Source organism: Vogesella lacus (assembly GCF_979366295.1).
This window is the reverse complement of sequence record NZ_CEETQT010000001.1, coordinates 138,835-162,642: the sequence shown is the minus strand read 5'-3', so window position 1 is coordinate 162,642 and position 23,808 is coordinate 138,835. Positions and strand designations below refer to the sequence as shown.

Here is a 23,808-nt window from a genome sequence, read left to right as displayed (position 1 = left end):
ATCAGTGGCTGGTGCCGAGGTAGGCGGCGATCACATCCGGGTTGACCCGAATCTCGTCCGGCGTGCCGTCGCCAATCTTCTTGCCGTAATCGAGCACCACGATGCGGTCGGAGATATCCATCACCACACCCATATCGTGTTCGATCAGCACGATGGTGGTGCCGAACTCGTCATTCACATCGAGGATGAAGCGGCACATATCCTGCTTTTCCTCGACGTTCATGCCGGCCATCGGCTCGTCCAGCAGCAGCAGGCTGGGCTCGGCGGCCAGTGCGCGCGCCAGCTCGACCCGTTTTTGCAGGCCGTAAGGCAGGCGGCCAACCGGTGTCTTGCGGATGTGCTGGATCTCGAGAAAGTCGATGATCTTCTCGACCACGGCGCGATGGGCCAGCTCTTCGCGCTGGGCGCGCCCCCAGTAGAGGGCTTGCTGGATGAAATTGGCGCGCATCTTGAGGTTGCGGCCGGTCATGATGTTGTCCAGCACGCTCATACCCTTGAACAGCGCGATGTTCTGAAAAGTGCGGGCAATGCCCTGGCGCGCTGCCTCGTGCGGCCGCATGCGTTTGCGAGCTTCGCCGCGATAAACCACATGGCCTTGCTGCGGGTGATAGACGCCGTTGATCACGTTCAGCATCGAGCTTTTGCCGGCGCCGTTGGGGCCGATGATGGACAGGATCTCGTGCTCGCGTACATCAAGGCTGATATTGGTCAGCGCTTTCACGCCCCCAAAAGACAGCGAGATGGCCTCTGCCTGCAGGATGACATCACCAATTTTGCGATGCGGGTTCATGCGGCCTCCTTGATCTGGGCGGGAAAGGTGCGGGCGTCGCAGATTTTCAGCGTGGCGCGAATATTGCCGGTGCGGCCGTCTTCGAACTTCACCTGGGCGTCGATGCTGCAGCTGTCGCTGCCGTCGTACAGCGCGCTAATCAACGGCGCGTAACGCTCGGCGATGAATTTGCGACGTACCTTGCGGGTGCGGGTCAGCTCGCCATCGTCGGCATCCAGCTCCTTGTGCAGGATCAGGAAGCGCTTGATCTGGCTGCCGGACAGGCGCGGGTCGCTGGCAAGATCGGCATTCATCTGTTCGATGCACTCGCGGATCAGCTCGTATACCGGTTCCTGGCCGGCGAGGTCGGTATAGCCGGTGTAGGGCAGGCCGCGTTTTTCTGCCCAGTTGCCGACGGCGATCAGGTCGATATTGATGAAGGCGGTGGCATAGTCCTGACCGTCGCCAAAGGCAACGACTTCCTTGATTTGCTGGAAGAATTTCAGCTTGTTTTCCAGATACTTGGGTGCAAAAAGGCTGCCATCATTGATGCGGCCAACGTCCTTGGCGCGGTCGATGATTTTCAGGTGGCCATCATCATCAAAGAAGCCGGCATCGCCGGTGTGTACCCAGCCTTCGCTATTGCGGGTTTCGGCGGTGGCGTCGTCACGTTTCCAGTAGCTGTGGAATGTGCCGGGGCCGCGGAACATCACCTCGCCATTGTCGGCAATGCGCACCTCGACATCGGGTGCCGGGATGCCAACGGTGTCGGGCTTGACCTTGCCGTTCGGGTGCACGCACACCATCACATAGGCCTCGGTCTGGCCGTACAGCTGTTTGATGTTGACGCCGATGGCGCGGTAGAAGTCGAACAGCTCGGGGCCGATGGCTTCGCCGGCGGTGTAGGCCAGCTTCAGGCGGGTGAAACCCAGTACATTCTTGACCGGCCCGTACACCAGATATTCGCCAAGCTTGTAACCGAGGCGATCCCAGAAGCCGACGGCCTTGCCTTCGAGAATGTCGGTGCCGACGCGGCGCGCGTGATTCATGAAGTAGTGGAACAGCCAGTATTTGAAGCGACCGGCGTCTTCCATGCGGATCATCACTTGCGTCAGCAGGTTTTCGTAGACACGTGGTGGCGCAAAGTAATAAGTCGGGCCGATCTCGCGCATATCGGTCATCACCGTGTCGCTGGACTCGGGGCAGGACACGCAAAAGCCGGTGACCAGCGACTGGGCGTAGGAGAACAGATTGTCACCAACCCAGGCCATCGGCAGATAGGCCAGCACTTCTTCGCGCTCGGTCAGGCCTTCAAGCTTGGCCGCATTGCGGGCGGTGATGATCATGCTGTCGTAGGTGTGCAGCACGCCCTTCGGGGTGCCGGTGGTGCCGCTGGTGTAGAGCATGATGGCCGGGTCGCTGCCGCGGCCAAGATCTATCATGCTCTGGAAAAACAGCGGGTGCTCGTCGTGATGCACGCGGCCGGCGCCGAGAATTTCGGCAATGTCGAACAGGCCTTCATGCTGGTAATGGCGCAGGCCGCGCGCATCGTCGTAAACGATGCCTCGCAGGGTTGGCAGGCGATCGCGAATCTCCAGCAGCTTGTCGACCTGTTCCTGATCTTCCACCACGGCAAAGCTGACTTCGGCATCGGCCAGGACAAAGGCCATTTCATCGGCGGCGGCGTCCTGGTATAGCGGCACCGGAATGCCGCCCATGCACTGCGCAGCCATGATGGCCATATAGAGGCGAGGGCGGTTGTCGCCAATCACGGCGAGGCGATCGCCGCGTTTGAAGCCCTGGCAGGCTAGGCCCAGCGCCAGTGCCCGCACTTCGGCCGAGACTTCCAGCCAGCTCCAGGTTTGCCAGATGCCGAGATCTTTCTCGCGCATGGCCGGGCGGTTGCCGCGTTGCTCGGCGTGCGAGAACAGCAGCTTGGGGAAGGTGTCCGGTGTCAGCGCGCGGCTGGCAGGCAGGACGGCTTCAGGCTTGGCCATCTCCATTGTCTCCTTTGTCTTTTTTGCGGGCAGCAGGCTGCCAGAGGCCATGACCCTCGGACGGGGTCTTGCGGCATGGGTGTTGCGGGTACAGCGAGTGTGTACGGCAGTTTGAAGGCTTGTGGCCTGGGTGATGCAAGACTTGTGATCTTGTCGTTGACGTTAACGTCAACCTGTTGTGCATAAATTAAAGCAAGCGCTCAGTTCCATGCAATCGGTTTTTTCGTTAACGGTTGTGTTGGGTGTGGTGGTTGTTGTTTGCAAGTTACAGCCCGCGAGAGGCTGTAACGCAAGTCTTTGATTTAATACTGGTAAAAACCTTTTCCGCTCTTGCGGCCAAGGTGTCCGGCTGCTACCAGTTGCACCAGTAGCGGGCAGGCGCGGTACTTGGAGTCGCGGAATTCGCGGTGCAGGATGTCCATGATGGACAGGCAGGTGTCGAGCCCGATCAGGTCGGCCAGTGCCAGTGGGCCGATGGGGTGGTTCATGCCGAGCTTCATCACGGTGTCGATGTCGTCGGCGTTGGCGAGGTTTTCGTACAGCACGAAGGCGGCCTCGTTGATCATCGGCATCAGCACGCGGTTGGAGACAAAGCCGGCGCCATCCTTGACGGTAACCGGTGTCTTGCCAAGCTTGAGGCTGAGTTCGTGTACGAGGGCGTGGGTGGCGTCGTCGGTTTGCAGGGCGCGGATGATCTCGACCAGCTGCATGACCGGTACCGGATTCATGAAATGCATGCCGATGACGCGCTCGGGCTGGCTGACCCAGGCGGCAATGGTGGTCAGCGAGATCGACGAGGTGTTGCTGGCAAGAATGACGTTGGCCGCAACGACTTCGTCCAGTTGTTTGAAGATTTGCTGCTTGATGCTGGCGTTTTCGGTGGCAGCCTCGACCACCAGCTCGCGGTCGGCGCAGTCGGCGAGTGTGGTGCTGGTGCGGATGCGGGCCAATACTTCAGCCGCGCCCTGTTCGGTCTGACTGCCTTTCTTGATCAGGCGGGCAAGGCTGCTCTGGATGGTTTGCAGCCCGCGCTGCAGCGCCGCCTCGTCACGATCGACCATCAACACATCAAAGCTGCACTGGGCAAAGACCTGGGCAATGCCATTGCCCATGGTGCCGGCACCGATCACGGCGATTTTCTGGATGGACATGCGAACTCCCTTTATTAAATGGCAATTCTAGTTTACGTTAACGTAAAGATGAGCGAAAGAGCATGGGGATGCATTTGGTATTGTTTGCGTACCATGCCGCCTGACGTTTCGGGAAGTTGACAGTCGTATTACAATTCGTGCGCTGCAGCATCCGGCAGGCAAAGATTGAAGAACAAGGGGGTTTTGTGAGTTTTCCGGCTGATCGTACTTTCAGCATTTCCGAGTTGGCGCAAGAGTTTGACGTCACCACGCGCGCCATACGTTTTTACGAGTCGGAAGGCTTGCTGTCGCCACAGCGCCAGGGGCAGCGCCGTATTTATTCACGCCGGGATCGCGTGCGGCTGATGCTGACCTTGCGTGGCAAGCGTATCGGCCTGTCGCTGCAGGAAATCCGCGAGCTGTTCGAGCTTTATGATGCGGCCAACGACGATACGCCACAGCTGGCCAAGTTTGTCGACATTCTTAGCCGTCGCGAGCAGCAGCTGCAGCAACAAATGGGCGATTTGCAGCTGGTGTTGCGTGAGGTCGGCCAACTGCGCCAGCAGTGCGAGCAATGGGCGGTGCGTCGCCCTGCTGCAGGCGACGAGCCAGCTTAACTGTAGCGCTGGATGATCTTGTCGAGTTCGCCGCTTTTGCGCAGTTTTTGCAGGGCGGACTCGAAGCGTTGCAAGCGCTGCTCGTCACAGTGCTGGCCAAACAGGATGTAAAACGGGGTGCTTTCCATCACCGTTGGCAGGATGCGCACCTTGTTGCTCAGGCCGTGCTTGCGCAGATCCAGCGTGAAGCCCGGCGAGCGGTAGTAGTAAAAACGGGCGCGGCCAGCCAGCAGTTTGCGATAGTTTTGCAGGCTGCTGCTGGCAGAGTCATCGACGATCAGCCCGCCCATATCTTTCAGGCGTTGCGCCGCGCCACTATTGCGGTTGACCAGAATGGCACCTTGTTTGCCCAGTCGGCGCACATCATCCCAGTTCTGAATCTCCAGCGTGTCGCCGCTAACTGTCGCCAGGTGATAGCTGACCTGGTAAATCGGTGGCTGTGCAAAGATGAACTGCTGCTTGCGCGCCGCCGAAATACCCAGTCCGCAGTACATATCCAGCAAGCCGGTTCTGACGTGATTCTCGATGCGGGCAAGGGGGAGTAGCTGCTGATAGCCGCTAACTTTCAGGCCAGGATCATTGCGTTCGACCGCCTGGAAGATATCCACGCAAATGCCGCGCATCTTGCCATGTTTGTCAACGATGAATTTGGGTTCGGATTCGCTTTGCGCCGCGGTGCGCAGAGTCATGACGTTCGCGCTCACGGCGGTGGCTGACAGTAGCAACAGGCTGGAGAGTAGCGGGGAGAGGGTATGCATGTCGAAATCATCAGCAGAGACTTACAGGCTGATTTTAGCAGCTGGATCGTGATGATGTTTTGCGTGTGGTCAGCTGTTGTTTACTGTGAAGAAAGCAAGGCCGGGGCAAGCCCCGGCCTTGCTGCTTCAGGCGATGTTTGTGCCCGGCACGCGTACCCAGCCTTCCATCAGAATCCGCGCACTGCGGCTCATGATGGCCTTGGTGACTTTCCACTGGCCGTTTTCCTGTACAGCCTCGGCACCCACGCGCAGCGTGCCGGATGGATGGCCAAACCGCACCGCCTCACGTTGGCCGCCGCCGGCAGCGATATTCACCAGCGTGCCCGGAATGGCGGCGGCGGTGCCGATGGCCACGGCGCAGGTCCCCATCATGGCGTGATGGAGCTTGCCCATCGATAGTGCGCGCACCAACAGGTCAATCTCGCTACTCTGGATGGTCTTGCCGCTGGAGGCGGTGTAATCGTGCGACGGGGCGACAAAGGCGATCTTCGGTGTGTGCTGGCGGGTGGCGGCTTCTTCCGCTGTCCTGATCAGGCCCATGCGCAGCGCACCAGCCACGCGAATGGCCTCGAAACGCTTCAGTGCCTCGGCATCGCTGTTGATCTGTTCGCGCAGTTCGGTACCGCTGTAGCCGATGTCGGCGGCGTTGACGAACACGGTGGGGATGCCGGCGCTGATCATGGTGGCTTGCAGCGTGCCGATGCCAGGTACATCCAGCTCGTCCACCAGGTTGCCGGTCGGAAACATACTGCCCGCGTCGCCGTCATCGGACGGATCAAGAAACTCCAGCACAATCTCGGCGGCGGGGAAGGTTACGCCGTCGAGTTCGAAATCGCCGGTTTCCTGTACCTGGCCATTGGTCACGGGTACATGGGCGATGATGGTTTTGCCGATATTGGCCTGCCAGATGCGCACGGTGCAGACACCGTTATCCGGCACCCGCTCGGCGTCAACAAGACCGGCGTGAATGGAAAAGGCACCGGCGGCGGTAGAGAGGTTGCCGCAGTTGCCGCTCCAGTCGACGAAGGGCTTGTCGATGGCGACCTGGCCATACAGGTAATCGACATCGTGGCCGACTACGCTGGATTTGCTCAGGATCACGCACTTGCTGGTGCTGGAGGTTGCACCGCCCATGCCGTCGATGTGGGTGGTGTATGGATCAGGGCTGCCGATGACGCGCAAAAACAGCGCATCGCGTGCCGCACCGGGTTGCTGGCAGCTTTCCGGCAGGTCTTGCAGGCGGAAAAACACGCCCTTGCTGGTGCCGCCACGGATATAGGTGGCGGGAATGCGGATTTGTGGCAAGTGAGTCATGGTTAATCCTTGTAACAATCCATTACGTCTGGCCGGCTTGGCCAAACTGGCTGCGATATCTGACAAAGCCACGTTTGCTGTCGCCCTTGAAGCCGCTGCGCTCAAAAAAGCGATGGGCATCATGGCGCTGACTACTGCTGAGCAGCATCATTTTCGAGCAATCGGCGGCGAGGCAAAGCGCTTCTCCTGCTGCTAATAATTGCTGGCCGACGCCCTGGTCACGTTGTGTTTCGCAAACGACCAGATTTTCGAGTACGGCAAAGGGTTGTTTGCCATACATCACATCCTGGCAAAGCGTGATCAGCACGGTGCCGCAGACTTTTTCGGCAGACTCGGCGACCAGCAGTCGCGTATTCGGGTCGGCAGCCAGTTGGCTGATGCGTTCGGGCAGGACCTGCACATCAGTGCCGCCGGTCAGTTGTCGGTAGAGGCGGTCAATATCGCCTGCATCGCCGGCGCAGGCTGGGCGAATAGTGATCATGTTTGTGTTTTGCGGGCAGGCAGCATGTGATGGTTTCGTGCGCTTGCCGGCGGTTGTGTTGTGGTGGCCTGCCATGCTAATGCGGCCAACCTTTACCGGTAAAGGTTGGCCGCAAGGGCTCAGGCGGCGCCGGCGAGGAAGTCCTGCGCGAAGCGTTGCAGCACGCCACCGGCCTGATACACGCGCACTTCGGCGGCGGTGTCGAGGCGGCAGGTGACCGGCACTTCGACGCAGCTGCCGTCGCGGCGGCGTACCACCAGTGTCAGCGTGCTGCGCGGGGCGATGTCACCGGCGACGTCGTAGGTCTCGGTGCCATCCAGCTGCAAGGTCTTGCGGTCGGTGCCGGGCTGGAATTCCAGCGGCAGCACGCCCATGCCGACGAGGTTGGTACGGTGAATGCGTTCGAAACCTTCGGCGACGATGGCTTCGACACCCGCCAGGCGCACGCCCTTGGCTGCCCAGTCACGCGAGCTGCCTTGGCCGTAGTCGGCACCGGCGATGATGATCAGGTTCTGCTTGCGTGCCATATAGGTTTCGATGGCTTCCCACATGCGCATCACCTTGCCTTCCGGCTCAACGCGGGCCAGCGAGCCTTTTTTCACTTCGCCATCCACCACCGCCATTTCGTTGACCAGTTGCGGGTTGGCGAAAGTGGCGCGCTGCGCGGTGAGGTGGTCGCCGCGGTGGGTGGCGTAGCTGTTGAAGTCCTCTTCCGGCAGGCCCATCTTGGCCAGGTATTCGCCGGCGGCGGAGCTGGCCAGAATCGCGTTGGACGGCGACAGGTGATCGGTGGTGATGTTGTCTGGCAGCAGTGCCAGCGGGCGCATACCGCGCAGCGTGCGTTCGCCAGCCAGTGCGCCTTCCCAGTATGGCGGGCGGCGGATATAGGTCGACATCGGTCGCCAGTCGTACAGCGGGCTGTCGGCCTGCTCGGCTTCACCCAGATCAAACATCGGGATGTAGATCTGCTTGAACTGCTCGGGCTTGACGCTGGCGGCGACGATGGCGTCGATTTCCTCGTCCGATGGCCACAGGTCTTTCAGGCGGATTTCCTTGCCATCGACCACGCCCAGCACATCCTGCTCGATGTCAAAGCGCACGGTGCCGGCCAGCGCGTAGGCCACCACCAGCGGCGGCGAAGCGAGGAAGGCCTGCTTGGCGTAGGGGTGGATGCGGCCGTCGAAGTTGCGGTTGCCGGACAGCACGGCAGTGGCGTACAGGTCGCGGTCGATAATCTCTTGCTGGATGGCCGGATCCAGCGCGCCGGACATGCCGTTACAGGTGGTGCAGGCATAGGCGACGATGCCGAAGCCAAGCTGCTCCAGCTCCGGCAGCAGGCCGGCGTCTTCCAGATACAGCTTGGCGACTTTCGAACCCGGTGCGAAGGAGGTTTTCACCCACGGCTTGCGCGTCAGGCCCAGAGCGTTGGCTTTCTTGGCCAGCAGGCCGGCAGCCACCACATTGCGGGGGTTGGAGGTATTGGTGCAGCTGGTGATGGCGGCAATGATCACCGCGCCATCCGGCAGTTGGCCGCGAGCTTCTTCTTCACGCGCTGCGGCCAACTTGGCGGTGTCGGCAATGCCGCGCTCGGCCAGCGCCGAGGTGGGCAGGCGTTTGTGCGGATTGGATGGGCCGGCCATATTACGCACCACGCTAGACAGATCAAAGCGCAGCACGCGCGGATATTGCGCGGTCTTGAGATCGTCCGCCCACAGGCCGGTGTGACGCGCATAGTTTTCTACCAGCGCCACTTGCTCCGGCTCGCGGCCGGTGAGCTTCAGGTAATCAATAGTCTGGCCGTCGATGTAGAACATGGCGGCGGTAGCGCCGTACTCCGGGCACATATTGGAGATGGTGGCGCGGTCGCCGATCGACAGACTGTCGGCACCTTCACCGAAGAACTCGACCCACGCACCCACCACGCGTTCCTTGCGCAGGAATTCGGTCAGCGCCAGCACGATGTCGGTGGCGGTGATGCCGCTTGGGCGTTTGCCGGTCAGCTCCACGCCGACGATGTCGGGCAGGCGCATCATCGACGGATGGCCCAGCATCACGGTTTCGGCTTCGAGGCCGCCGACGCCGATGGCGATCACGCCCAGCGCATCCACGTGCGGCGTGTGGCTGTCAGTGCCGACACAGGTGTCGGGGAAGGCCACGCCGTCACGCAGCTGGATCACCGGCGACATTTTTTCGAGGTTGATCTGGTGCATGATGCCGTTGCCGGCCGGAATTACGTCCACGTTCTTGAAGGCGGTGCGCGTCCAGTTGATGAAGTGGAAGCGGTCTTCGTTACGACGGTCTTCAATGGCGCGGTTTTTCTCGAAGGCTTGCGGGTCGAAGCCGCCGCATTCTACGGCTAGCGAGTGGTCGACGATCAGCTGGGTTGGTACTACCGGATTGACTTTGGACGGGTCGCCACCTTGTTCGGCAATCGCGTCGCGAAGGCCGGCGAGGTCGACCAGCGCGGTCTGGCCGAGGATGTCGTGGCACACCACACGCGCCGGATACCACGGGAAGTCAAGATCCTGGCGGCGTTCGATCAGCTGGGTCAGCGCGTCGGTCAGTAGTGTCGGCTCGCAGCGACGCACCAGCTGTTCGGCCAGCACGCGCGAGACATAGGGCAGGGTGGCGTAAGCGCCGGGGGCGATGGCGTCGACCGCGGCACGGGTGTCGAAATAGTCGGCGTTGCTGCCGGGCAGCGGTTTGCGGTATTGGCTATTCATGGTCGGGCACAAGGGTGTGATGCGCACCTTGCGGCCAACGTTGGCCGCAGGCGGGCGTGTTATTCAGGCAAAACGCCACGCCAGAGGGGCGTGGCGGCATGCTTAGCGCTGGGACAGCGGCACAAAGGCCTGGTCTTCCGGGCCGGTGTAATTGGCGCTCGGGCGGATGATCTTGCCGTCGATGCGCTGCTCGATCACATGTGCGCTCCAGCCGCTGGTGCGGGCGATCACGAACAGCGGGGTGAACATCGCGGTCGGCACGCCCATCATGTGATAGCTGACGGCGCTGAACCAGTCCAGATTCGGGAACATCTTCTTGATGTCCCACATCACCGATTCCAGACGCTCGGCGATATCGTACATCTTGGTGTCACCGGCCGATTTGGACAGCTCCAGCGCGACTTCCTTGATTACCTTGTTGCGCGGGTCGGAGATGGTGTAGACCGGGTGGCCAAAGCCGATCACCACTTCCTTGCGCTCGACGCGGGCCTTGATGTCGGCCTCTGCTTCGTCTGGTGTTTCGTAGCGCTTCTGCACTTCGAAGGCGACTTCATTGGCGCCGCCGTGTTTCGGACCGCGCAGCGCGCCGATGGCACCGGTGATCGCGCTATACATGTCGGAGCCGGTGCCGGCAATCACGCGGGCGGTGAAGGTGGATGCGTTGAATTCGTGCTCGGCGTACAGGTTCAGCGAGGTGTGCATGGCGCGCACCCACTGCTCGGACGGCTTTTCGCCGTGCAGGAGGTGCAGGAAGTGGCCGCCGATGCTGTCGTCGTCGGTTTCGACCTCGATGCGTTTGCCGTTATGGCTGAAGTGGTACCAGTACAGCAACATCGAACCGAGCGATGCCATCAGGCGGTCGGCAATGTCGCGCGCACCAGCGATATTGTGGTCGTCTTTTTCCGGCAGGGTGCAGCCCAGGGCGGAGACACCGCTGCGCATCACGTCCATCGGGTGGGCGGCAGCAGGCAGGGCTTCCAGCGTGGCCTTGACCGAGGCGGGCAGGCCGCGCAGCGACTTGAGTTTCTTTTTGTAGCCAGCCAGCTCGGCGACATTCGGCAGCTTGCCGTGCACCAGCAGGTAGGCGACTTCCTCGAATTCGGCATGTGCTGCCAGATCAAGAATGTCGTAACCGCGGTAGTGCAGGTCGTTGCCGCTGCGGCCAACGGTACACAGCGCGGTATTGCCGGCGGCAACGCCGGACAGGGCTACGGATTTTTTCGGTTTGCCGATGATTGCTTCGCTCATGCCTGTTTCTCCTCAGAAGGGCGTGCGGGTCAATGTTGCTGTATCAGTTCGATGCGGTTGCCAAACGGGTCAAAGGTAAACAGCCGGCGGCGTTCCAGCTGGTGGTCTGCTTCATAGGCAAATCCTTGTACGTCCAGCAGTTGGCACAGGCGGTCAAAGTCGTTGACGGTCAGGGCGATATGGGCTTTTTTGTCCGGTGAGTTGGCGTGGTTGGCGCTCAGGTGCAGTTGCATGCCTGGCAGCTGCAGCCACAGGCCGCCGTTTTTGCGCAGCGGCTCGAGCTTGGGGATTTCAGTCAAGCCCAGAAGCTGGCAGTAGTAGGCGCGGGCGACAGATTCTTGTGTCGGCGTGATGCCCAGGTTGACGTGATCACCCCCCGTAATCATTGCGCTTCCTTGCGGAACAGGGCGTCCAGTTTCTGTTCGTAATCGTGATAGCCGAGGTGGTCGTACAGCTCCATACGGGTCTGCATCTTGCCGACGACATTCTGTTGGGTGCCGTCCTGACGGATGGCACCGTATACCTCAAGCGCAGCCTTGCTCATGGCGCGGAAGGCGGACAGCGGGTACAGCACCAGGCTGACGCCGTTTTCACCGAGTTGCTCGGTGGTGTACAGCGGAGTGGCGCCAAACTCGGTGATATTAGCCAGCACCGGTACTTTCACGGCCTCGGCGAATTGCTTGTACATCGCCAGATCGGTGATGGCTTCCGGGAAGATCATGTCGGCACCGGCTTCGACGCAGGCGACGGCGCGTTCGATGGCGGCTTCAAGCCCCTCGACGGCGAGCGCATCGGTGCGAGCCATGATCACCATGCCGTTCTTGCGCGCGTCGGTGGCGGCCTTGATGCGGTCGACCATCTCGTCTTGTGACACGATGGCCTTGTTCGGGCGGTGGCCGCAGCGTTTTTGCTGTACCTGATCTTCGATGTGTACAGCGGCGGCGCCGGCTTTTTCGAGGTGACGCACCGCACGGGCAATATTGAAGGCACCGCCCCAGCCGGTGTCGATATCCACCAGCAGCGGCAGGTCGGTTACGTCGGTGATGCGACGCACGTCGATCAGCACATCTTCCAGCGTGGTGATGCCAAGGTCTGGAATGCCGCAAGAGCAGGCGGCAACTCCGCCGCCGGACAGATATAGCGCTTTGAAGCCGCTGTGCTCGGCAAGGCGTGCGGCGTAAGCATTGACTGCGCCGACAACTTGCAGTGGTTTTTCCTGGGCGACGGCATCGCGAAAACGTTGACCTGGGGTAATCATCGGGCGGCTCCTGTACGGCTGGTCGGGTTTGTTGTAAGTGTATTCTAGCAAGTGCTTGGTTTGCAGGTAAACCGTATTCTGCAACTTAAACCGGCACAAGCAGGATTCGTCTGATATAAGTGCAACTGGGGTAGTATTTTTCAGTATGGCAGCGAACTATTTGCGAATTTGGCCTGTCAGATGGAAAAGCCTTGACTGGCCGGCGATCCCGGTCAGTAAAACAAATGAGGCACATCAGGGAGAAAGCGGTAGACATGAGTGATCGTGATATCGATCAGCAGTTGGTTGAGCGTGCGCAAAGAGGTGATAAGCGGGCTTTTGATTTATTGGTTTCCAAGTATCAGCGCAGATTGTCGCGCCTGTTGTCGCGCTTTATTCGTGATTCGGCCGATATCGAGGATGTGACACAGGAAGCCTTTGTCAAAGCGTATCGTGCCTTGCCGTCATTTCGCGGCGAGAGTGCTTTTTACACCTGGCTCTATCGCATTGGCATCAATACAGCCAAAAATTATCTGACTTCAGCGGGTCGCCGGCCGGTTGTCAGTGCCGAGATTGAAGACGACGAGGGCGATAGCCTTGATCTTTCATCCCAGGTGCCTGATTACCATACGCCAGAGGCCGAGCTGATGAATCAGCAGATCCTTGCTGCAGTCAATGCTGCAGTTGAGCGTTTGCCGGAAGAGTTGAAAACGGCGATTACCTTGCGAGAAATGGAGGGTCTTAGTTATGACGAGATTGCAGAAGTCATGAGTTGCCCGATAGGAACCGTGCGTTCGAGAATCTTTCGGGCAAGAGAAGCAATTGCGGCAGAGTTGCGTCCTCTGCTTGATACGGCAAAAAACAAAAGATGGTGAGCATCATGAAAGAAAATTTGTCTGCCATGGTGGATGGCGAGCTGGATGATCAACAGGTCCAGGCTTGTCTGCAGGAAATCGGGAGTGATCCTGAGTTGGCTGAGCGCTGGGATGAGTACCAGATGATTGGTGATCTGCTGCGTGGGTCGTCGGTGATGGCTGTTGATGTCCGGGGTAAAGTCTCGGCGCGTTTGCAGGCCGAGCCTGTCATGCTGGCTCCAAGGGCTGTTGCGCGGCCGGTTAGTGCCAATCGGGCGCGTTATGCTGTTGCCGCATCTGTAGCGATGGCTGCGGTAATGGGCTGGGTGTTCTGGCAGACTCCGCCAGCTGAGCATGTTGCCGTGCCAGTCGCGATGGTTGAGCAGGGTGCTGGTGCGAAAGTTGTCATGTTCAGCAAGGAAGAGCGCGATACCTATCTCAGAGCGCATCACGAGTTGATGCTGGGGGATGGTGTGGTGAAGGTCGGTCTTGAGTCTGCTCAGGGAGTAGCCCATTGATGAGCAGGTTGGTGATGGTAGGCGTGCTGTGCGCGTCGGCTACGCAAGTTTCGGCAAGTCAGCTAATGGCTTGGGAGTTGCTGCAGAAAGCTGCAACGGCAGGAAAGAATGAGTCGGTCAGTGGCACATTCACCCATTTTGCTGATGATGATATGGAAACCTTCCGCCTGTATCGGGTGGTGGAGTCAGGCAAGTTGACCGAGCGTCGCATCTCGCTGGACGGTATTCCGCGTGAGTTGATTCGTAAAGACAACGAGCTGGTGGCCTACGCACCTGATGCCAAGGCCTTGGCCGCAGCCAGATTGGGTGCGACCAAGCTCTTTCCGGCGATTTTGCCAGGCAAGATTGCTGATCTGGAGCAAGCGTACACACCGACTGTTGGTGGTGCGGATCGGGTGGCTGGGCGTGATTGCCGCTGGCTGCAGCTGAGTGCCAAGGCATCTGCCTTGCGCTATGGTCTGAAGATTTGCGTTGATCTGAAAACATCGCTGCCACTGAAGAGTGTCACGCATGACGCTCGTGGCAGGGTGGTTGAGCAGTTTGCCTTTACCGAGGTCAATTTCGGTAATCTCAAAGACAAGAAGTTGTTGCGACCCGAGTACCGGAACAGCTTGCCCTTGGGTGCGGCTGTCATGGTGCGCGCTGAAAAGAGTGGCCCGGAAGTCGTTACTGGCCTGCCTTCGGGTTTTCGCTTGTTGCGCTATAGCGAAAGGCAGATTCCAGGGCACGAGCACCTCGCGGTTCACTACATCTACTCAGATGGCTTGACCAAGCTTTCTTTGTTTGTCGAGCCAGGCAAGGCGGATAACCGCCCTGTAATGGAGGGGCCGGCAGGCGTCGGCGTGGTTTCGCGTCAACTAGGAGATCACATTGTGACGCTGGTGGGGGATATGCCAAAACAGGGACTTGAGACTACCATTGCGGGTATTCGCATCAGCAAGAAGTAAGACATGTCGCTTGAAACCCAGGCAGTCGTTACCGGTGTGGCTGCCGGACGAATTCTGGTCAGTCCTCAGCCACACTCCCCGTGCGGCAACTGTCACCCTGATGGCAGTTGCCGTTCTGTTTCTCTGGTGCGCCTGTTTGCCAGACGATATCCCGAATTCGCAGTGGAGAGCCTGTTGCCAGTGGCGATTGGCGACAAGGTGATTGTTGCCGTGCCCGAGCGGGCAGTGCTGGTTTCCTCGATGCTGCTGTATGTTTTGCCCATGTTTTCGCTGATTGCAGGCGCCTTGCTGGGCGGGGCATTGGGCGGAGAATTTGTCTCGGTGCTCTTGGCTTTTCTTGCCTTTGCCCTGACCTTGTTTTGGGTCAAAAAGCATGCCTCGCGTTTTGCGGCCAACCATTTTTTCGTGCCGCGCATCGTGCGCAAGGCTGACACTTCCCTCGTTCAAATGGAGCGTAGTCGAAAATGTCATTCAAGAAACTGATTCTATGCACCGCTGTTCTGGCTGGCTTGTCGGGCGTGCCCGCCGTATCGATGGCTGCCGCGGTGACATCTTTGCCGGACTTTACTCAACTGGCCGAGCAGCAGGGGCGATCGGTAGTCAATATCCGCACGGTTGGTACTGTACGCGAGGTGGTGAGAGAGTTGCCACAGGGGATGGAGAGCGATCCGTTTGCCGAGTTTTTCCGCCGTTTTGCCCCGCCGCAGCTGCGTGAGCACAAGACGGGCGGGATTGGCTCCGGGTTTATTGTTTCGCAGGATGGCTACATCCTGACCAATGCACATGTGATTGCCAAGGCGGATGAAATCATCGTGACCCTGGGTGACAAACGTGAATTCAAGGCCAAGCTGGTTGGCTCGGATGCGCGTACCGATGTGGCGGTGCTGAAGATCGATGCGGCCAACCTGCCCGCAGTGCGAACCGGCAAGGTGGGTGATCTGAAAGTCGGCGAGTGGGTGCTGGCGATTGGTTCGCCATTCGGTTTCGAGAGCACGGTGACTTCCGGCATTGTGTCGGCCAAGGGGCGCCAGTTGCCGGATGAAGCTTATGTGCCGTTCATTCAGACTGATGCTGCCATCAATCCGGGTAACTCCGGTGGCCCGCTGTTCAATCTGAGTGGCGAGGTGGTTGGCATCAACTCGCAGATTTACAGCCGTTCCGGTGGCTTTATGGGGATCTCCTTTGCCATTCCGATTGATGTGGCGCTGGATGTAGCAGCCCAGCTGAAAAAGGATGGCAAGGTCAGTCGCAGTCGCATCGGCGTAGGCATTCAGGAGTTGTCGCGTAATCTTGCGCAATCGTTTGGTTTGAACGAGCCGCGTGGCGCGCTGATTACCACGGTCGAGAAAGATGGCCCAGGCGGCAAGGCTGGTCTGCAGGCGGGTGATGTGGTACTTGCGGTGAATGGTACTGCTGTGCAGCAGGCGAGTGATTTGCCAAGGCTTATAGGTGGTATTCGCCCGGATTCGCGTGTGGCGCTCGATGTCTGGCGTGACCGCAAGGCTATCAAGCTGACTGTGGTGACTGCCTTGTTGCCTGAGGAAGATCCGCAGACTGCCGAGCGTGCTTATCAGGGTAACGCCCAGCCGGATGGCGAGCAGATGAATCGTTCCGGCTTGCTGGTGCGGGTGTTGCCGCCGCAGCTGGCCAAGCGACTTGGTGTGCCCTATGGCTTGCAGGTGATGAAGGCTGAGGGGCCTGCCGATGAGGCGGGCATTCAGGAGGGGGATGTGATTGTCGGCGTGGCAGGGCGAGAGCTGAGCAATGCACGACAGTTGCAGGAAGCGTTGGCCGCAACACCGACGGGTCAGGCGCTGGCAATGCGGATCCTGCGCCAAGGACAACCCCTGTTTGTAGCGTTGACACCGGAGAAGGCCAAGAAGTGATGCGACTGACTTTATATTTTCGTGAGTACTGCAGCCTGTGCCACAGCATGCTGGCCAGTCTGCAGGCCTTGCAAGCGGAGCTCGGCTTTGAGATCGACATTGTCGATGTGGATGCCGACCCTGTGCTCGAAGAGAAATACAACGAGCTGGTGCCGGTGCTGATGCATGGCGAGCATCAAATCTGTCACTGGCATCTGGATGAGCAGGCTTTGCGTACAACTCTGGCTGCACGGGATGGCGAAATCCGCTAAAATCCGCGCCAGTGTTAGTTTCAAAAGGGCACGTTGCGTGCCCTTAATTTTTGCTGGATACCGATGAAACATATTCGTAATTTCTCGATTATTGCCCATATCGATCATGGCAAGTCCACCTTGGCCGACCGCTTTATCCAGTATTGCGGCGGTCTGGAAATGCGCGAAATGAGCGCGCAGGTGCTGGACTCCATGGATATCGAAAAGGAGCGTGGCATTACCATCAAGGCGCAGACTGCGGCGCTGACCTACAAGGCACGTGATGGTCAGGTCTATAACCTGAATCTGATCGACACCCCTGGGCACGTGGACTTCTCCTACGAAGTATCGCGCTCGCTGTCTGCCTGCGAAGGCGCTTTGCTGGTAGTTGATGCCTCCCAAGGCGTTGAGGCGCAGACCGTGGCCAACTGCTACACCGCCATCGAGCTGGGCGTGGAAGTGGTGCCGGTACTGAACAAGATCGACCTGCCGGCGGCAGATCCCGAGCGTGTCAGCCAGGAAATCGAAGACATCATCGGCATCGAGGCCGTTGATGCAGTGCGTGCTTCGGCCAAGTCCGGTATCGGTATCGAGGATATTCTCGAGACTGTCGTCAGCAAGATTCCACCGCCGGAAGGCAATCCTGACGCGCCGCTGAAGGCACTGATTGTTGACTCGTGGTTTGATAACTATGTCGGCGTGGTGATGCTGGTACGCGTGATTGATGGCCAGCTCAAGCCCAAGGACAAGATCAAGTTCATGGCAACCCAGGCCGAGCATCTGTGCGAACAGGTTGGTGTGTTTACGCCCAAGTCGGTACAGCGCCCGAGCCTGAACGCGGGTGAAGTGGGCTTTGTGATTGCCGGCATTAAGGAGCTGAAGTCTGCCAAGGTTGGTGACACCATTACCTTGGCCGCCAAGCCTGCTGACGAACCTTTGCCAGGCTTCAAGGAAGTGCAGTCCCAGGTTTTTGCCGGTTTGTATCCGGTGGAAAGCCATGACTACGAAGCGCTTCGTGATGCGCTGGAAAAACTGCAGCTGAACGATGCTTCGCTGAAATTCGAGCCGGAAGTGTCGCAGGCGCTGGGCTTCGGCTTCCGTTGCGGTTTCCTCGGTCTGTTGCACCTCGAAATCATTCAGGAACGTCTCGAGCGTGAGTTCGACATGGACCTGATTACCACCGCGCCAACGGTAAACTACGAAATCGTGATGAAAGACGGCACGGTGGAAGTGGTTTCCAACCCGTCGCGTATGCCAGAAGCCGGCAAGTACGAAGAGCTGCGCGAGCCTATCATTACTGCCACCATTCTGGTGCCGCAGGATTATGTCGGCTCGGTGATGACCTTGTGCAACAACAAGCGTGGTGTGCAGCGCAATATGCAGTACATGGGCCGTCAGGTGATGCTGACTTACGATCTGCCAATGAACGAAGTAGTAATGGACTTCTTTGACAAGCTGAAGTCGACCAGTCGTGGCTATGCCTCGCTGGACTACGAGTTCAAGGAGTTCCAGGTGTCCGATCTCGTCAAGCTCGACGTACTCGTTAACAGTGAAAAGGTTGATGCGTTGAGCCTGATCGTGCACCGTGCAACCAGCGTGTACCGTGGTCGCGAGCTGGTGTCGAAAATGCGTGAGCTGATTCCTCGCCAGATGTTCGACATCGCGGTACAGGCTGCGATCGGTGGTCACATCATTGCACGAGAGACAGTCAAGGCCCTGCGCAAGAACGTACTGGCCAAGTGTTATGGTGGCGATATCACCCGTAAGAAGAAACTGCTCGAGAAGCAGAAAGCGGGCAAGAAGCGGATGAAGCAAGTTGGTAATGTGGAGATTCCGCAAGAAGCCTTCCTGGCCATTTTGCAAGTTGGGGATAAGTAATGGGGGCGAACCTGTTCTGGATATGGGTGGTATTGCTGGCGGTCGGTGCAGTGCTGATTGCCACCGGTGGCAAGCGTGACGATGGCACGCATGGCTCTACGGTCGAGTGGGGTTATCTGGCTGTGCTGGGTGCTGCATTCGGCTTGCTATCCAATTACATGACCTTTACCGCTGTCATGTTGCTGGTGGTGCTGGCAACCGGTGCGGTCTGGGTGACGGACAGGTTCGTGCTGGCGAAGAAGCGTCCGCAGGGCGTCGTTGTGCCGCATTACATCGACTTCCCGCGTGGCTTCTTCCCCATCATTGCTGTGGTATTCCTGCTGCGCGCTTTTGTGGTTGAGCCGTTCCAGATTCCGTCCAGCTCGATGCGGCCGGGTCTGATCGTGGGTGACTTCATCCTGGTCAACAAATTCAGTTACGGTTTGCGTGTACCGGTGCTCAACAAGGTTTTTGTGCCGGTAGGTGAGGTGCAGCGTGGTGATGTGGTGGTGTTTGCCTATCCTGAAAACGAGACACTCAGCTATATCAAGCGGGTAGTCGGATTGCCGGGTGATGTGGTGGCCTACAGCAACAAGCAGCTGAGCATCAATGGCAAGCCGGTCGAAAAGATCAGCGAGGGCGAGCACAGTTATCTCGAGCAGGGCCTGCGCATGATTCAGGCGCAGCGTTACGGCGAGGTCATCGATGGCCGACGTTTTGACACCCTGGTCATGGATGGCCAGCCGGATTTCAACCCTATGGGTGTCAGACAGTTTCCGGGTTACGAGAACTGCCAGTACAGTGAAACCGGCTTCAGCTGCAAGGTGCCGACAGGCCGCTACTTCATGATGGGAGATAACCGCGATAACAGCGAAGACAGCCGTTACTGGGGTTTTGTCGAAGACCGGCAGCTGGTGGGCAAGGCTTTCCTGGTGTGGCTTAACGTGAATGACATGTCGCGCATAGGTACCAGCATCAAATAAACAAAGGGGGATGGGATGAGACAGCAACGCGGGTTTTCCCTGCTTGTAGTGATGGCCATGGGGATAGTGATGGCTGCCGTGGTATTGACCTTTTTCAAGGTGGTGCCGGTGTATTCCGAATACTACGCCATCAAAAAATCCATCGATGAAATGGCAGCCAAGCAAGGGACTTCCGACACCGAACTGCGCAAGGACTTTGCGCGCAATATGGTGGTGCAGGACATTACCTCGGTACGTCCGGCCGATTTGCTGATTGTCTCTACCTCCACCCGTATTGGTGTCGGCGTGCGCTATCGTCGTGAAGTGCCGCTGATTGCCAATATCGGTCTGGTTTTTTCTTTCGAGCATCAGGCGGGTGAGCCCGTTCTGAAGCCTTAGTCTGGTTTCAAGCAAATATAGTGACGCAGTCTGATAACCGATTCCGGCGCCTGTTTACGGCGCTGGATTATTCATTCAACCGCCTGGAGTTGTTGCGCCAGGCGGTTACCCATCGCAGTTTTGGCGTACCGCATAACGAACGGTTCGAATTCATTGGCGACAGCATCCTCAACTACACCGTTGCGCGCATGCTGTTTGACCACTTCCCCAAGCTCAGCGAAGGCGATTTGTCGCGCCTGCGTGCCAATCTGGTCAATCAGACCACGCTGGCCGAAATCGCACAGGAACTCAAGATTGGCGATTATCTGTTTCTGGGTGAGGGCGAGCTGAAAAGCGGTGGCTTTAACCGGCCGTCCATTCTGGCAGATGCTGTCGAGGCGATTTTCGCTGCCATCAGCTTTGATGCCGACTTCCAGACTGCCGAGCAAGTCGTGCGCCGTCTGTATCAGTCGCGCGTGCTCGCCATCGACCCGACCCGCCATGCCAAAGATGCCAAGACCCGCCTGCAAGAGGCATTGCAGGCCAGACGACTGTCGCTGCCGCGTTACAGCATCCTGTCGCAAAGTGGCGAGGCGCACGAGCAGAGCTTCCGTGTGCAGTGTGATCTGGCCGAGCTTGGCATCATTACCGAAGGCGAGGGCAGCAGCCGTCGCACCGCAGAACAGCAGGCCGCCGAAGTGGCACTGGCCCAGTTTGACGGCTATCTCGATGGCCTGAAAAAGAGAAAAGTATGAACGAAACCGATTTCCGTTGCGGCTTTGTCGCAATCGTTGGCCGCCCGAACGTTGGCAAATCCACCCTGATGAACCACCTGATCGGTCAGAAGATCAGCATCACCTCGAAGAAGGCGCAAACCACGCGCCATCGCGTCAACGGCATCCATACCGAGCCGGGTGCGCAGTTCGTTTTCGTTGATACACCGGGTTTTCAGACCTTCCACAAGGGCGCCCTAAACGAAACCCTAAACAAGAGCGTCAAAGACACACTCGGTAGCGTTGATTGTGTGCTGTTTGTGCTGGAGGCGATGCGCCTGACTGGCGCCGACCGCGAGGTGATGGCCTTGCTGCCGAAGAACACCCCGGTGGTGCTGGTGGTGAACAAGGTCGACAAGGCCAAGGACAAATACACGCTCGAAGCCTTCATTAATGAAGTGCGTGCCGAGTTCCCGTTTGCCGATGCTGAAGTGGTCAGCGCCAAGCACAACCAGCGTCTGGTCGAGTTGCTGGACAAGGTGCGGCCAACCCTGCCGGCTTCGGTGCCGCTGTATCCGGAAGACATGATTACCGACAAGAGCCAGCGCTTCCTGGCTGGCGAGATCGTGCGCGAGAAGCTGTTCCGCTATCTGGGCGAAGAGCTGCCGTACGAAATGAACGTCGAAGTCGAGTCCTTCGAGGTGGATGGTCATATGTTCCGCATTCACGTGGCCGTGCTGGTCGACAAGGAAGGCCAGAAGCCTATCGTGATCGGTCGCGGCGGCGAGAAGCTGAAAAAGATCTCGACCGAGGCGCGCCTCGATATGGAAGCTTTGTTCGATTGCAAGGTCTTCCTGCAGGTGTGGGTCAAGGTCAAGTCCGGCTGGGCTGACGATGTCCGCTTCCTGCGCGACTTTGGTCTGAACTGACAGAAAGGTTGGCCGCATGCTCGCCCGCACTCCCAAGCCGCCTTACTGGGCCGTGATTTTCAGCAATCAGCGCACTGAAGTGCAGGATGGCTATGGGGTGACGGCCGAGCGCATGGTCGAGCTGGCGGCGGAACAGACGGGCTTTCTCGGGGCCGAGAGTGCGCGTGACGCCGATGGCTTTGGCATTACCGTGTCTTACTGGCAAAGCGAAGAGGCGATTGCCACGTGGAAGGCCAATGCCGAGCACAAGCTGGCGCAGCGCGAGGGTTTTGCGCGCTGGTATGCCTGCTTTGCCACCCGCGTGGCCTACGTTGGCCGCGACCATCTGTGGGAGAAGCCAGCAGGCGATGCAGGGCAAGGTTGACCGGCAGCCGGCCTATGTGCTGCACACCCAGCCTTATCGCGAAACCAGCTTGCTGGTCGAGGTGCTGACGCGCGATTACGGCCGCTTTACCCTGGTGGCGCGTGGTGCGCGCCGGCCGCGCTCTGACTTGCGCGGCCTGTTGCTGCCGTTCCAGCCCTTGCAGCTGGCGTGGTTTGGCAAGGGTGAGCTGCGCACCCTGCACACCGTGGACTGGCGTGGTGGCGTACCGCAATTTGCCGGCCAGCGCCTGCTGTCCGGCTACTATCTGAACGAGTTGCTGCTGCGCTTGGCGCCGCGCGATGATCCTTCTGCCGAGTTATTTTCCCTGTACGACAAGACCGTGCGCACGCTGGCGCAGAGCGAACAGCTGCCGACTGTGCTGCGCGGCTTCGAGCTGAGCCTGTTGCGCCAGTTGGGCTATGCGCCGGACCTGACGCGTGATGCGGACGGGCGTGAAATCGACGCCGATAGCGATTACTGGTGTGCCTATGCACAGCCGGTACGGCGGTTGCCTTTTTCGGCTGTGGATGCCGAACCCGGCTTGCGTCTGGCTGGTCAAAGCTTGCTGGCCATGGCGGCCGGAGAATTTGAACACAGTGCGGCAGTGCGGCGCGATGCGCGCCAGTTTTGCCGGCTGTGGCTGGATGAATTGATGGGCCGGCAACCGCTGGCCTCGCGTGAACTACTTGCTACCCTGCTCGCGATGTCAGAATGACAGGGAGCGTGCCTGAGGATGAAACCATGATTTTGCTAGGTGTGAATATCGACCATGTGGCCACGTTGCGTCAGGCGCGTGGCACCCGTTTTCCAAGCCCGATCGAGGCGGCGCTGGTGGCCGAATCCAGCGGTGCCGACCTGATTACCCTGCATCTGCGCGAAGATCGCCGCCATATTCAGGATCACGACGTGGCCGCCATGCGTGCCACCATCAAGACGCGCATGAACCTCGAAATGGCACTGACCGAAGAGATGCTGGCGCATGCGCTGCGCATCAAGCCGGAAGATGTCTGCCTGGTGCCGGAAAAGCGCGAAGAAGTGACCACCGAAGGCGGTCTGGATGTGATTCGCTACTTTGATGAAGTGCGCGATTTCACCCGCCAGCTGACAGATGCCGGTATTCGTGTGTCGATCTTTATCGACCCGGACGTCAAGCAGATCCAGGCCGCCTGGGATGCCGGCGCGCGCGTGATCGAGCTGCACACCGGCGCGTATGCCCATGCCGACTTCAAGCATGAGGAGCAGCAGGTCGAGCTGACCCGCATTCGCGAAGCAGCGGTATTTGGTGACCATCTGGGCATGGTGGTGAATGCCGGTCACGGTCTGAACTATCACAATGTGAAGCCGGTAGCGGCGATTGCCGAAATCGCCGAGCTCAATATCGGCCATGCGCTGGTCAGCCATGCACTGATGGTCGGTTTTGCCGAAGCGGTGCGTGAAATGAAGGCGTTGATGATCGAAGGTCGTCAGGGTTTCTGATGATTTACGGCATCGGCACCGACCTTGCGCGTATCGATCGCTTTGCCAGCATGTGGCAAAAGCATGGCTTGCGTTGCGGCCAGCGTTTGCTGGCGCCATGCGAACGTGCGGCACTGGCGGCCAGCAATCAGCCAGAGCGCCTGTTGGCCAAGCGTTTTGCTGCCAAGGAGGCGCTGTCCAAAGCCATCGGCACCGGCGTGCGCGCGCCGGTGCTGCTGACCGAAATTGCCGTGCAGCATGATGCTTTGGGCAAGCCGGTGTTTGCCTTCACGCCAAGGTTGGCCGCATTCCTCGCCGAGCGGGGTATCGGTCGCGTGCATTTATCGATCAGCGACGAGGTGGAGCAGGCGCTGGCCTTTGTGGTGTGCGAGCAAGCTCTGCCCGGCACACAAACTGACTGGTTGTTACTGGAGTCCTGAT

General features: G+C 59.0%; 26 protein-coding genes. 16 read left to right on the top strand and 10 right to left on the bottom strand.

Annotation, left to right across the window (positions count from 1 at the left end; all coding sequences use genetic code 11):
- Position 1: 1 nt before the first annotated feature.
- From ACZ9W6_RS00755 to ACZ9W6_RS00745, 3 genes are all read right to left on the bottom strand, one after another.
- Positions 2–790, bottom strand: coding sequence for an ABC transporter ATP-binding protein (locus tag ACZ9W6_RS00755; protein WP_465189136.1), 789 nt, complete (start codon positions 788–790; stop codon positions 2–4).
- Entirely contained in the window at positions 787–2,766 is a 1,980-nt protein-coding gene (locus ACZ9W6_RS00750) for an AMP-dependent synthetase/ligase (protein WP_465189135.1), read from the bottom strand. The genes ACZ9W6_RS00755 and ACZ9W6_RS00750 overlap by 4 nt, the downstream gene beginning before the upstream one ends.
- A 302-nt stretch (positions 2,767–3,068) precedes the next feature.
- Positions 3,069–3,917 carry a 3-hydroxybutyryl-CoA dehydrogenase gene (locus ACZ9W6_RS00745; protein WP_465189134.1) on the bottom strand — a complete coding sequence of 283 codons (849 nt, stop codon included), beginning with the start codon at positions 3,915–3,917 and terminating at the stop codon, positions 3,069–3,071.
- Positions 3,918–4,102: 185 nt separating this feature from the next.
- Here ACZ9W6_RS00745 and ACZ9W6_RS00740 point away from each other — a divergent pair, with 185 nt between their 5' ends.
- Positions 4,103–4,513 carry a MerR family transcriptional regulator gene (locus tag ACZ9W6_RS00740; protein WP_465189133.1) on the top strand — a complete coding sequence of 137 codons (411 nt, stop codon included), beginning with the start codon at positions 4,103–4,105 and terminating at the stop codon, positions 4,511–4,513.
- On the opposite strand, the gene ACZ9W6_RS00735 is transcribed toward ACZ9W6_RS00740, so the two are convergent.
- From ACZ9W6_RS00735 to prpB, 7 genes are all read right to left on the bottom strand, one after another.
- Positions 4,510–5,271, bottom strand: coding sequence for a substrate-binding periplasmic protein (locus ACZ9W6_RS00735; protein WP_465189132.1), 762 nt, complete (start codon positions 5,269–5,271; stop codon positions 4,510–4,512). The genes ACZ9W6_RS00740 and ACZ9W6_RS00735 overlap by 4 nt on opposite strands.
- A 126-nt stretch (positions 5,272–5,397) precedes the next feature.
- The gene (prpF, locus tag ACZ9W6_RS00730) at positions 5,398–6,576 is read right to left on the bottom strand and encodes a 2-methylaconitate cis-trans isomerase PrpF (protein ID WP_465189459.1); all 1,179 of its coding nucleotides are present in this window, start codon (positions 6,574–6,576) and stop codon (positions 5,398–5,400) included.
- 31 nt (positions 6,577–6,607) lie between these two features.
- On the bottom strand, positions 6,608–7,066 hold the full coding sequence (locus tag ACZ9W6_RS00725; protein WP_465189131.1) for a GNAT family N-acetyltransferase: 459 nt from the start codon (positions 7,064–7,066) through the stop codon (positions 6,608–6,610).
- A gap of 119 nt (positions 7,067–7,185) precedes the next feature.
- Positions 7,186–9,789 (bottom strand): Fe/S-dependent 2-methylisocitrate dehydratase AcnD, encoded by a 2,604-nt coding sequence (acnD, locus tag ACZ9W6_RS00720; protein ID WP_465189130.1) that lies wholly within the window; start codon positions 9,787–9,789, stop codon positions 7,186–7,188.
- A gap of 102 nt (positions 9,790–9,891) precedes the next feature.
- On the bottom strand, positions 9,892–11,037 hold the full coding sequence (gene prpC, locus ACZ9W6_RS00715) for a bifunctional 2-methylcitrate synthase/citrate synthase (RefSeq protein WP_465189129.1): 1,146 nt from the start codon (positions 11,035–11,037) through the stop codon (positions 9,892–9,894).
- Positions 11,038–11,066: 29 nt separating this feature from the next.
- Positions 11,067–11,423: a VOC family protein gene (locus tag ACZ9W6_RS00710; RefSeq protein ID WP_465189128.1), complete on the bottom strand. Its 357-nt coding sequence runs from the start codon at positions 11,421–11,423 to the stop codon at positions 11,067–11,069.
- Positions 11,420–12,295: a methylisocitrate lyase gene (gene prpB / locus ACZ9W6_RS00705; RefSeq protein WP_465189127.1), complete on the bottom strand. Its 876-nt coding sequence runs from the start codon at positions 12,293–12,295 to the stop codon at positions 11,420–11,422. Before prpB ends, ACZ9W6_RS00710 begins: the two co-directional genes overlap by 4 nt.
- 254 nt (positions 12,296–12,549) lie before the next feature.
- Between prpB and rpoE the strand changes: the two genes are divergently transcribed.
- From rpoE to acpS, 15 genes are all read left to right on the top strand, one after another.
- Complete coding sequence (rpoE, locus tag ACZ9W6_RS00700) at positions 12,550–13,149, top strand: RNA polymerase sigma factor RpoE (protein WP_465189126.1); 600 nt, start codon at positions 12,550–12,552, stop codon at positions 13,147–13,149.
- Positions 13,150–13,154: 5 nt separating this feature from the next.
- Positions 13,155–13,646 (top strand): sigma-E factor negative regulatory protein, encoded by a 492-nt coding sequence (locus tag ACZ9W6_RS00695; protein WP_465189125.1) that lies wholly within the window; start codon positions 13,155–13,157, stop codon positions 13,644–13,646.
- 14 nt (positions 13,647–13,660) lie between these two features.
- Positions 13,661–14,593, top strand: coding sequence for a MucB/RseB C-terminal domain-containing protein (locus ACZ9W6_RS00690; RefSeq protein ID WP_465189124.1), 933 nt, complete (start codon positions 13,661–13,663; stop codon positions 14,591–14,593).
- A 3-nt stretch (positions 14,594–14,596) separates the two neighbouring features.
- A complete protein-coding gene (locus ACZ9W6_RS00685; protein ID WP_465189123.1) occupies positions 14,597–15,076 on the top strand; it encodes a SoxR reducing system RseC family protein in 480 nt (159 codons plus the stop codon).
- Positions 15,058–16,479: a DegQ family serine endoprotease gene (locus ACZ9W6_RS00680; protein WP_465189122.1), complete on the top strand. Its 1,422-nt coding sequence runs from the start codon at positions 15,058–15,060 to the stop codon at positions 16,477–16,479. Before ACZ9W6_RS00685 ends, ACZ9W6_RS00680 begins: the two co-directional genes overlap by 19 nt.
- Positions 16,479–16,730, top strand: a complete 252-nt coding sequence (locus ACZ9W6_RS00675; protein ID WP_465189121.1) for a glutaredoxin family protein — start codon at positions 16,479–16,481, stop codon at positions 16,728–16,730. The genes ACZ9W6_RS00680 and ACZ9W6_RS00675 overlap by 1 nt, the downstream gene beginning before the upstream one ends.
- A gap of 63 nt (positions 16,731–16,793) precedes the next feature.
- Positions 16,794–18,587 carry a translation elongation factor 4 gene (gene lepA / locus ACZ9W6_RS00670; protein ID WP_465189120.1) on the top strand — a complete coding sequence of 598 codons (1,794 nt, stop codon included), beginning with the start codon at positions 16,794–16,796 and terminating at the stop codon, positions 18,585–18,587.
- A complete protein-coding gene (lepB, locus tag ACZ9W6_RS00665) occupies positions 18,587–19,549 on the top strand; it encodes a signal peptidase I (RefSeq protein ID WP_465189119.1) in 963 nt (320 codons plus the stop codon). The genes lepA and lepB overlap by 1 nt, the downstream gene beginning before the upstream one ends.
- Before the next feature lie 15 nt (positions 19,550–19,564).
- Entirely contained in the window at positions 19,565–19,927 is a 363-nt protein-coding gene (locus ACZ9W6_RS00660) for a DUF4845 domain-containing protein (protein WP_465189118.1), read from the top strand.
- Positions 19,928–19,947: 20 nt separating this feature from the next.
- Positions 19,948–20,661 (top strand): ribonuclease III, encoded by a 714-nt coding sequence (gene rnc / locus ACZ9W6_RS00655; protein WP_465189117.1) that lies wholly within the window; start codon positions 19,948–19,950, stop codon positions 20,659–20,661.
- Entirely contained in the window at positions 20,658–21,548 is an 891-nt protein-coding gene (era, locus tag ACZ9W6_RS00650) for a GTPase Era (protein WP_465189116.1), read from the top strand. The genes rnc and era overlap by 4 nt, the downstream gene beginning before the upstream one ends.
- A 16-nt stretch (positions 21,549–21,564) precedes the next feature.
- Positions 21,565–21,912, top strand: a complete 348-nt coding sequence (locus tag ACZ9W6_RS00645) for an antibiotic biosynthesis monooxygenase family protein (RefSeq protein ID WP_465189115.1) — start codon at positions 21,565–21,567, stop codon at positions 21,910–21,912.
- Positions 21,896–22,627 carry a DNA repair protein RecO gene (recO, locus tag ACZ9W6_RS00640; protein WP_465189114.1) on the top strand — a complete coding sequence of 244 codons (732 nt, stop codon included), beginning with the start codon at positions 21,896–21,898 and terminating at the stop codon, positions 22,625–22,627. Before ACZ9W6_RS00645 ends, recO begins: the two co-directional genes overlap by 17 nt.
- 29 nt (positions 22,628–22,656) lie before the next feature.
- A complete protein-coding gene (gene pdxJ / locus ACZ9W6_RS00635) occupies positions 22,657–23,388 on the top strand; it encodes a pyridoxine 5'-phosphate synthase (protein ID WP_465189458.1) in 732 nt (243 codons plus the stop codon).
- Positions 23,388–23,807: a holo-ACP synthase gene (gene acpS, locus ACZ9W6_RS00630; RefSeq protein ID WP_465189113.1), complete on the top strand. Its 420-nt coding sequence runs from the start codon at positions 23,388–23,390 to the stop codon at positions 23,805–23,807. Before pdxJ ends, acpS begins: the two co-directional genes overlap by 1 nt.
- Position 23,808 lies beyond the last annotated feature (1 nt).

Coding starts and splice junctions, on each gene's coding strand:
- prpC (WP_465189129.1), bottom strand. CDS start 11,037: ATGAGCGAAGCAATCATCGGCAAACCGAAAAAATCCGTAGCCCTGTCC.
- ACZ9W6_RS00755 (WP_465189136.1), bottom strand. CDS start 790: ATGAACCCGCATCGCAAAATTGGTGATGTCATCCTGCAGGCAGAGGCC.
- acnD (WP_465189130.1), bottom strand. CDS start 9,789: ATGAATAGCCAATACCGCAAACCGCTGCCCGGCAGCAACGCCGACTAT.
- ACZ9W6_RS00750 (WP_465189135.1), bottom strand. CDS start 2,766: ATGGCCAAGCCTGAAGCCGTCCTGCCTGCCAGCCGCGCGCTGACACCG.
- ACZ9W6_RS00645 (WP_465189115.1), top strand. CDS start 21,565: ATGCTCGCCCGCACTCCCAAGCCGCCTTACTGGGCCGTGATTTTCAGC.
- ACZ9W6_RS00695 (WP_465189125.1), top strand. CDS start 13,155: ATGAAAGAAAATTTGTCTGCCATGGTGGATGGCGAGCTGGATGATCAA.
- acpS (WP_465189113.1), top strand. CDS start 23,388: ATGATTTACGGCATCGGCACCGACCTTGCGCGTATCGATCGCTTTGCC.
- recO (WP_465189114.1), top strand. CDS start 21,896: ATGCAGGGCAAGGTTGACCGGCAGCCGGCCTATGTGCTGCACACCCAG.
- lepA (WP_465189120.1), top strand. CDS start 16,794: ATGAAACATATTCGTAATTTCTCGATTATTGCCCATATCGATCATGGC.
- ACZ9W6_RS00745 (WP_465189134.1), bottom strand. CDS start 3,917: ATGTCCATCCAGAAAATCGCCGTGATCGGTGCCGGCACCATGGGCAAT.
- ACZ9W6_RS00725 (WP_465189131.1), bottom strand. CDS start 7,066: ATGATCACTATTCGCCCAGCCTGCGCCGGCGATGCAGGCGATATTGAC.
- ACZ9W6_RS00690 (WP_465189124.1), top strand. CDS start 13,661: ATGGTAGGCGTGCTGTGCGCGTCGGCTACGCAAGTTTCGGCAAGTCAG.
- ACZ9W6_RS00685 (WP_465189123.1), top strand. CDS start 14,597: ATGTCGCTTGAAACCCAGGCAGTCGTTACCGGTGTGGCTGCCGGACGA.
- ACZ9W6_RS00675 (WP_465189121.1), top strand. CDS start 16,479: ATGCGACTGACTTTATATTTTCGTGAGTACTGCAGCCTGTGCCACAGC.
- rpoE (WP_465189126.1), top strand. CDS start 12,550: ATGAGTGATCGTGATATCGATCAGCAGTTGGTTGAGCGTGCGCAAAGA.
- lepB (WP_465189119.1), top strand. CDS start 18,587: ATGGGGGCGAACCTGTTCTGGATATGGGTGGTATTGCTGGCGGTCGGT.
- ACZ9W6_RS00710 (WP_465189128.1), bottom strand. CDS start 11,423: ATGATTACGGGGGGTGATCACGTCAACCTGGGCATCACGCCGACACAA.
- ACZ9W6_RS00735 (WP_465189132.1), bottom strand. CDS start 5,271: ATGCATACCCTCTCCCCGCTACTCTCCAGCCTGTTGCTACTGTCAGCC.
- ACZ9W6_RS00680 (WP_465189122.1), top strand. CDS start 15,058: ATGTCATTCAAGAAACTGATTCTATGCACCGCTGTTCTGGCTGGCTTG.
- era (WP_465189116.1), top strand. CDS start 20,658: ATGAACGAAACCGATTTCCGTTGCGGCTTTGTCGCAATCGTTGGCCGC.
- prpB (WP_465189127.1), bottom strand. CDS start 12,295: ATGATTACCCCAGGTCAACGTTTTCGCGATGCCGTCGCCCAGGAAAAA.
- ACZ9W6_RS00660 (WP_465189118.1), top strand. CDS start 19,565: ATGAGACAGCAACGCGGGTTTTCCCTGCTTGTAGTGATGGCCATGGGG.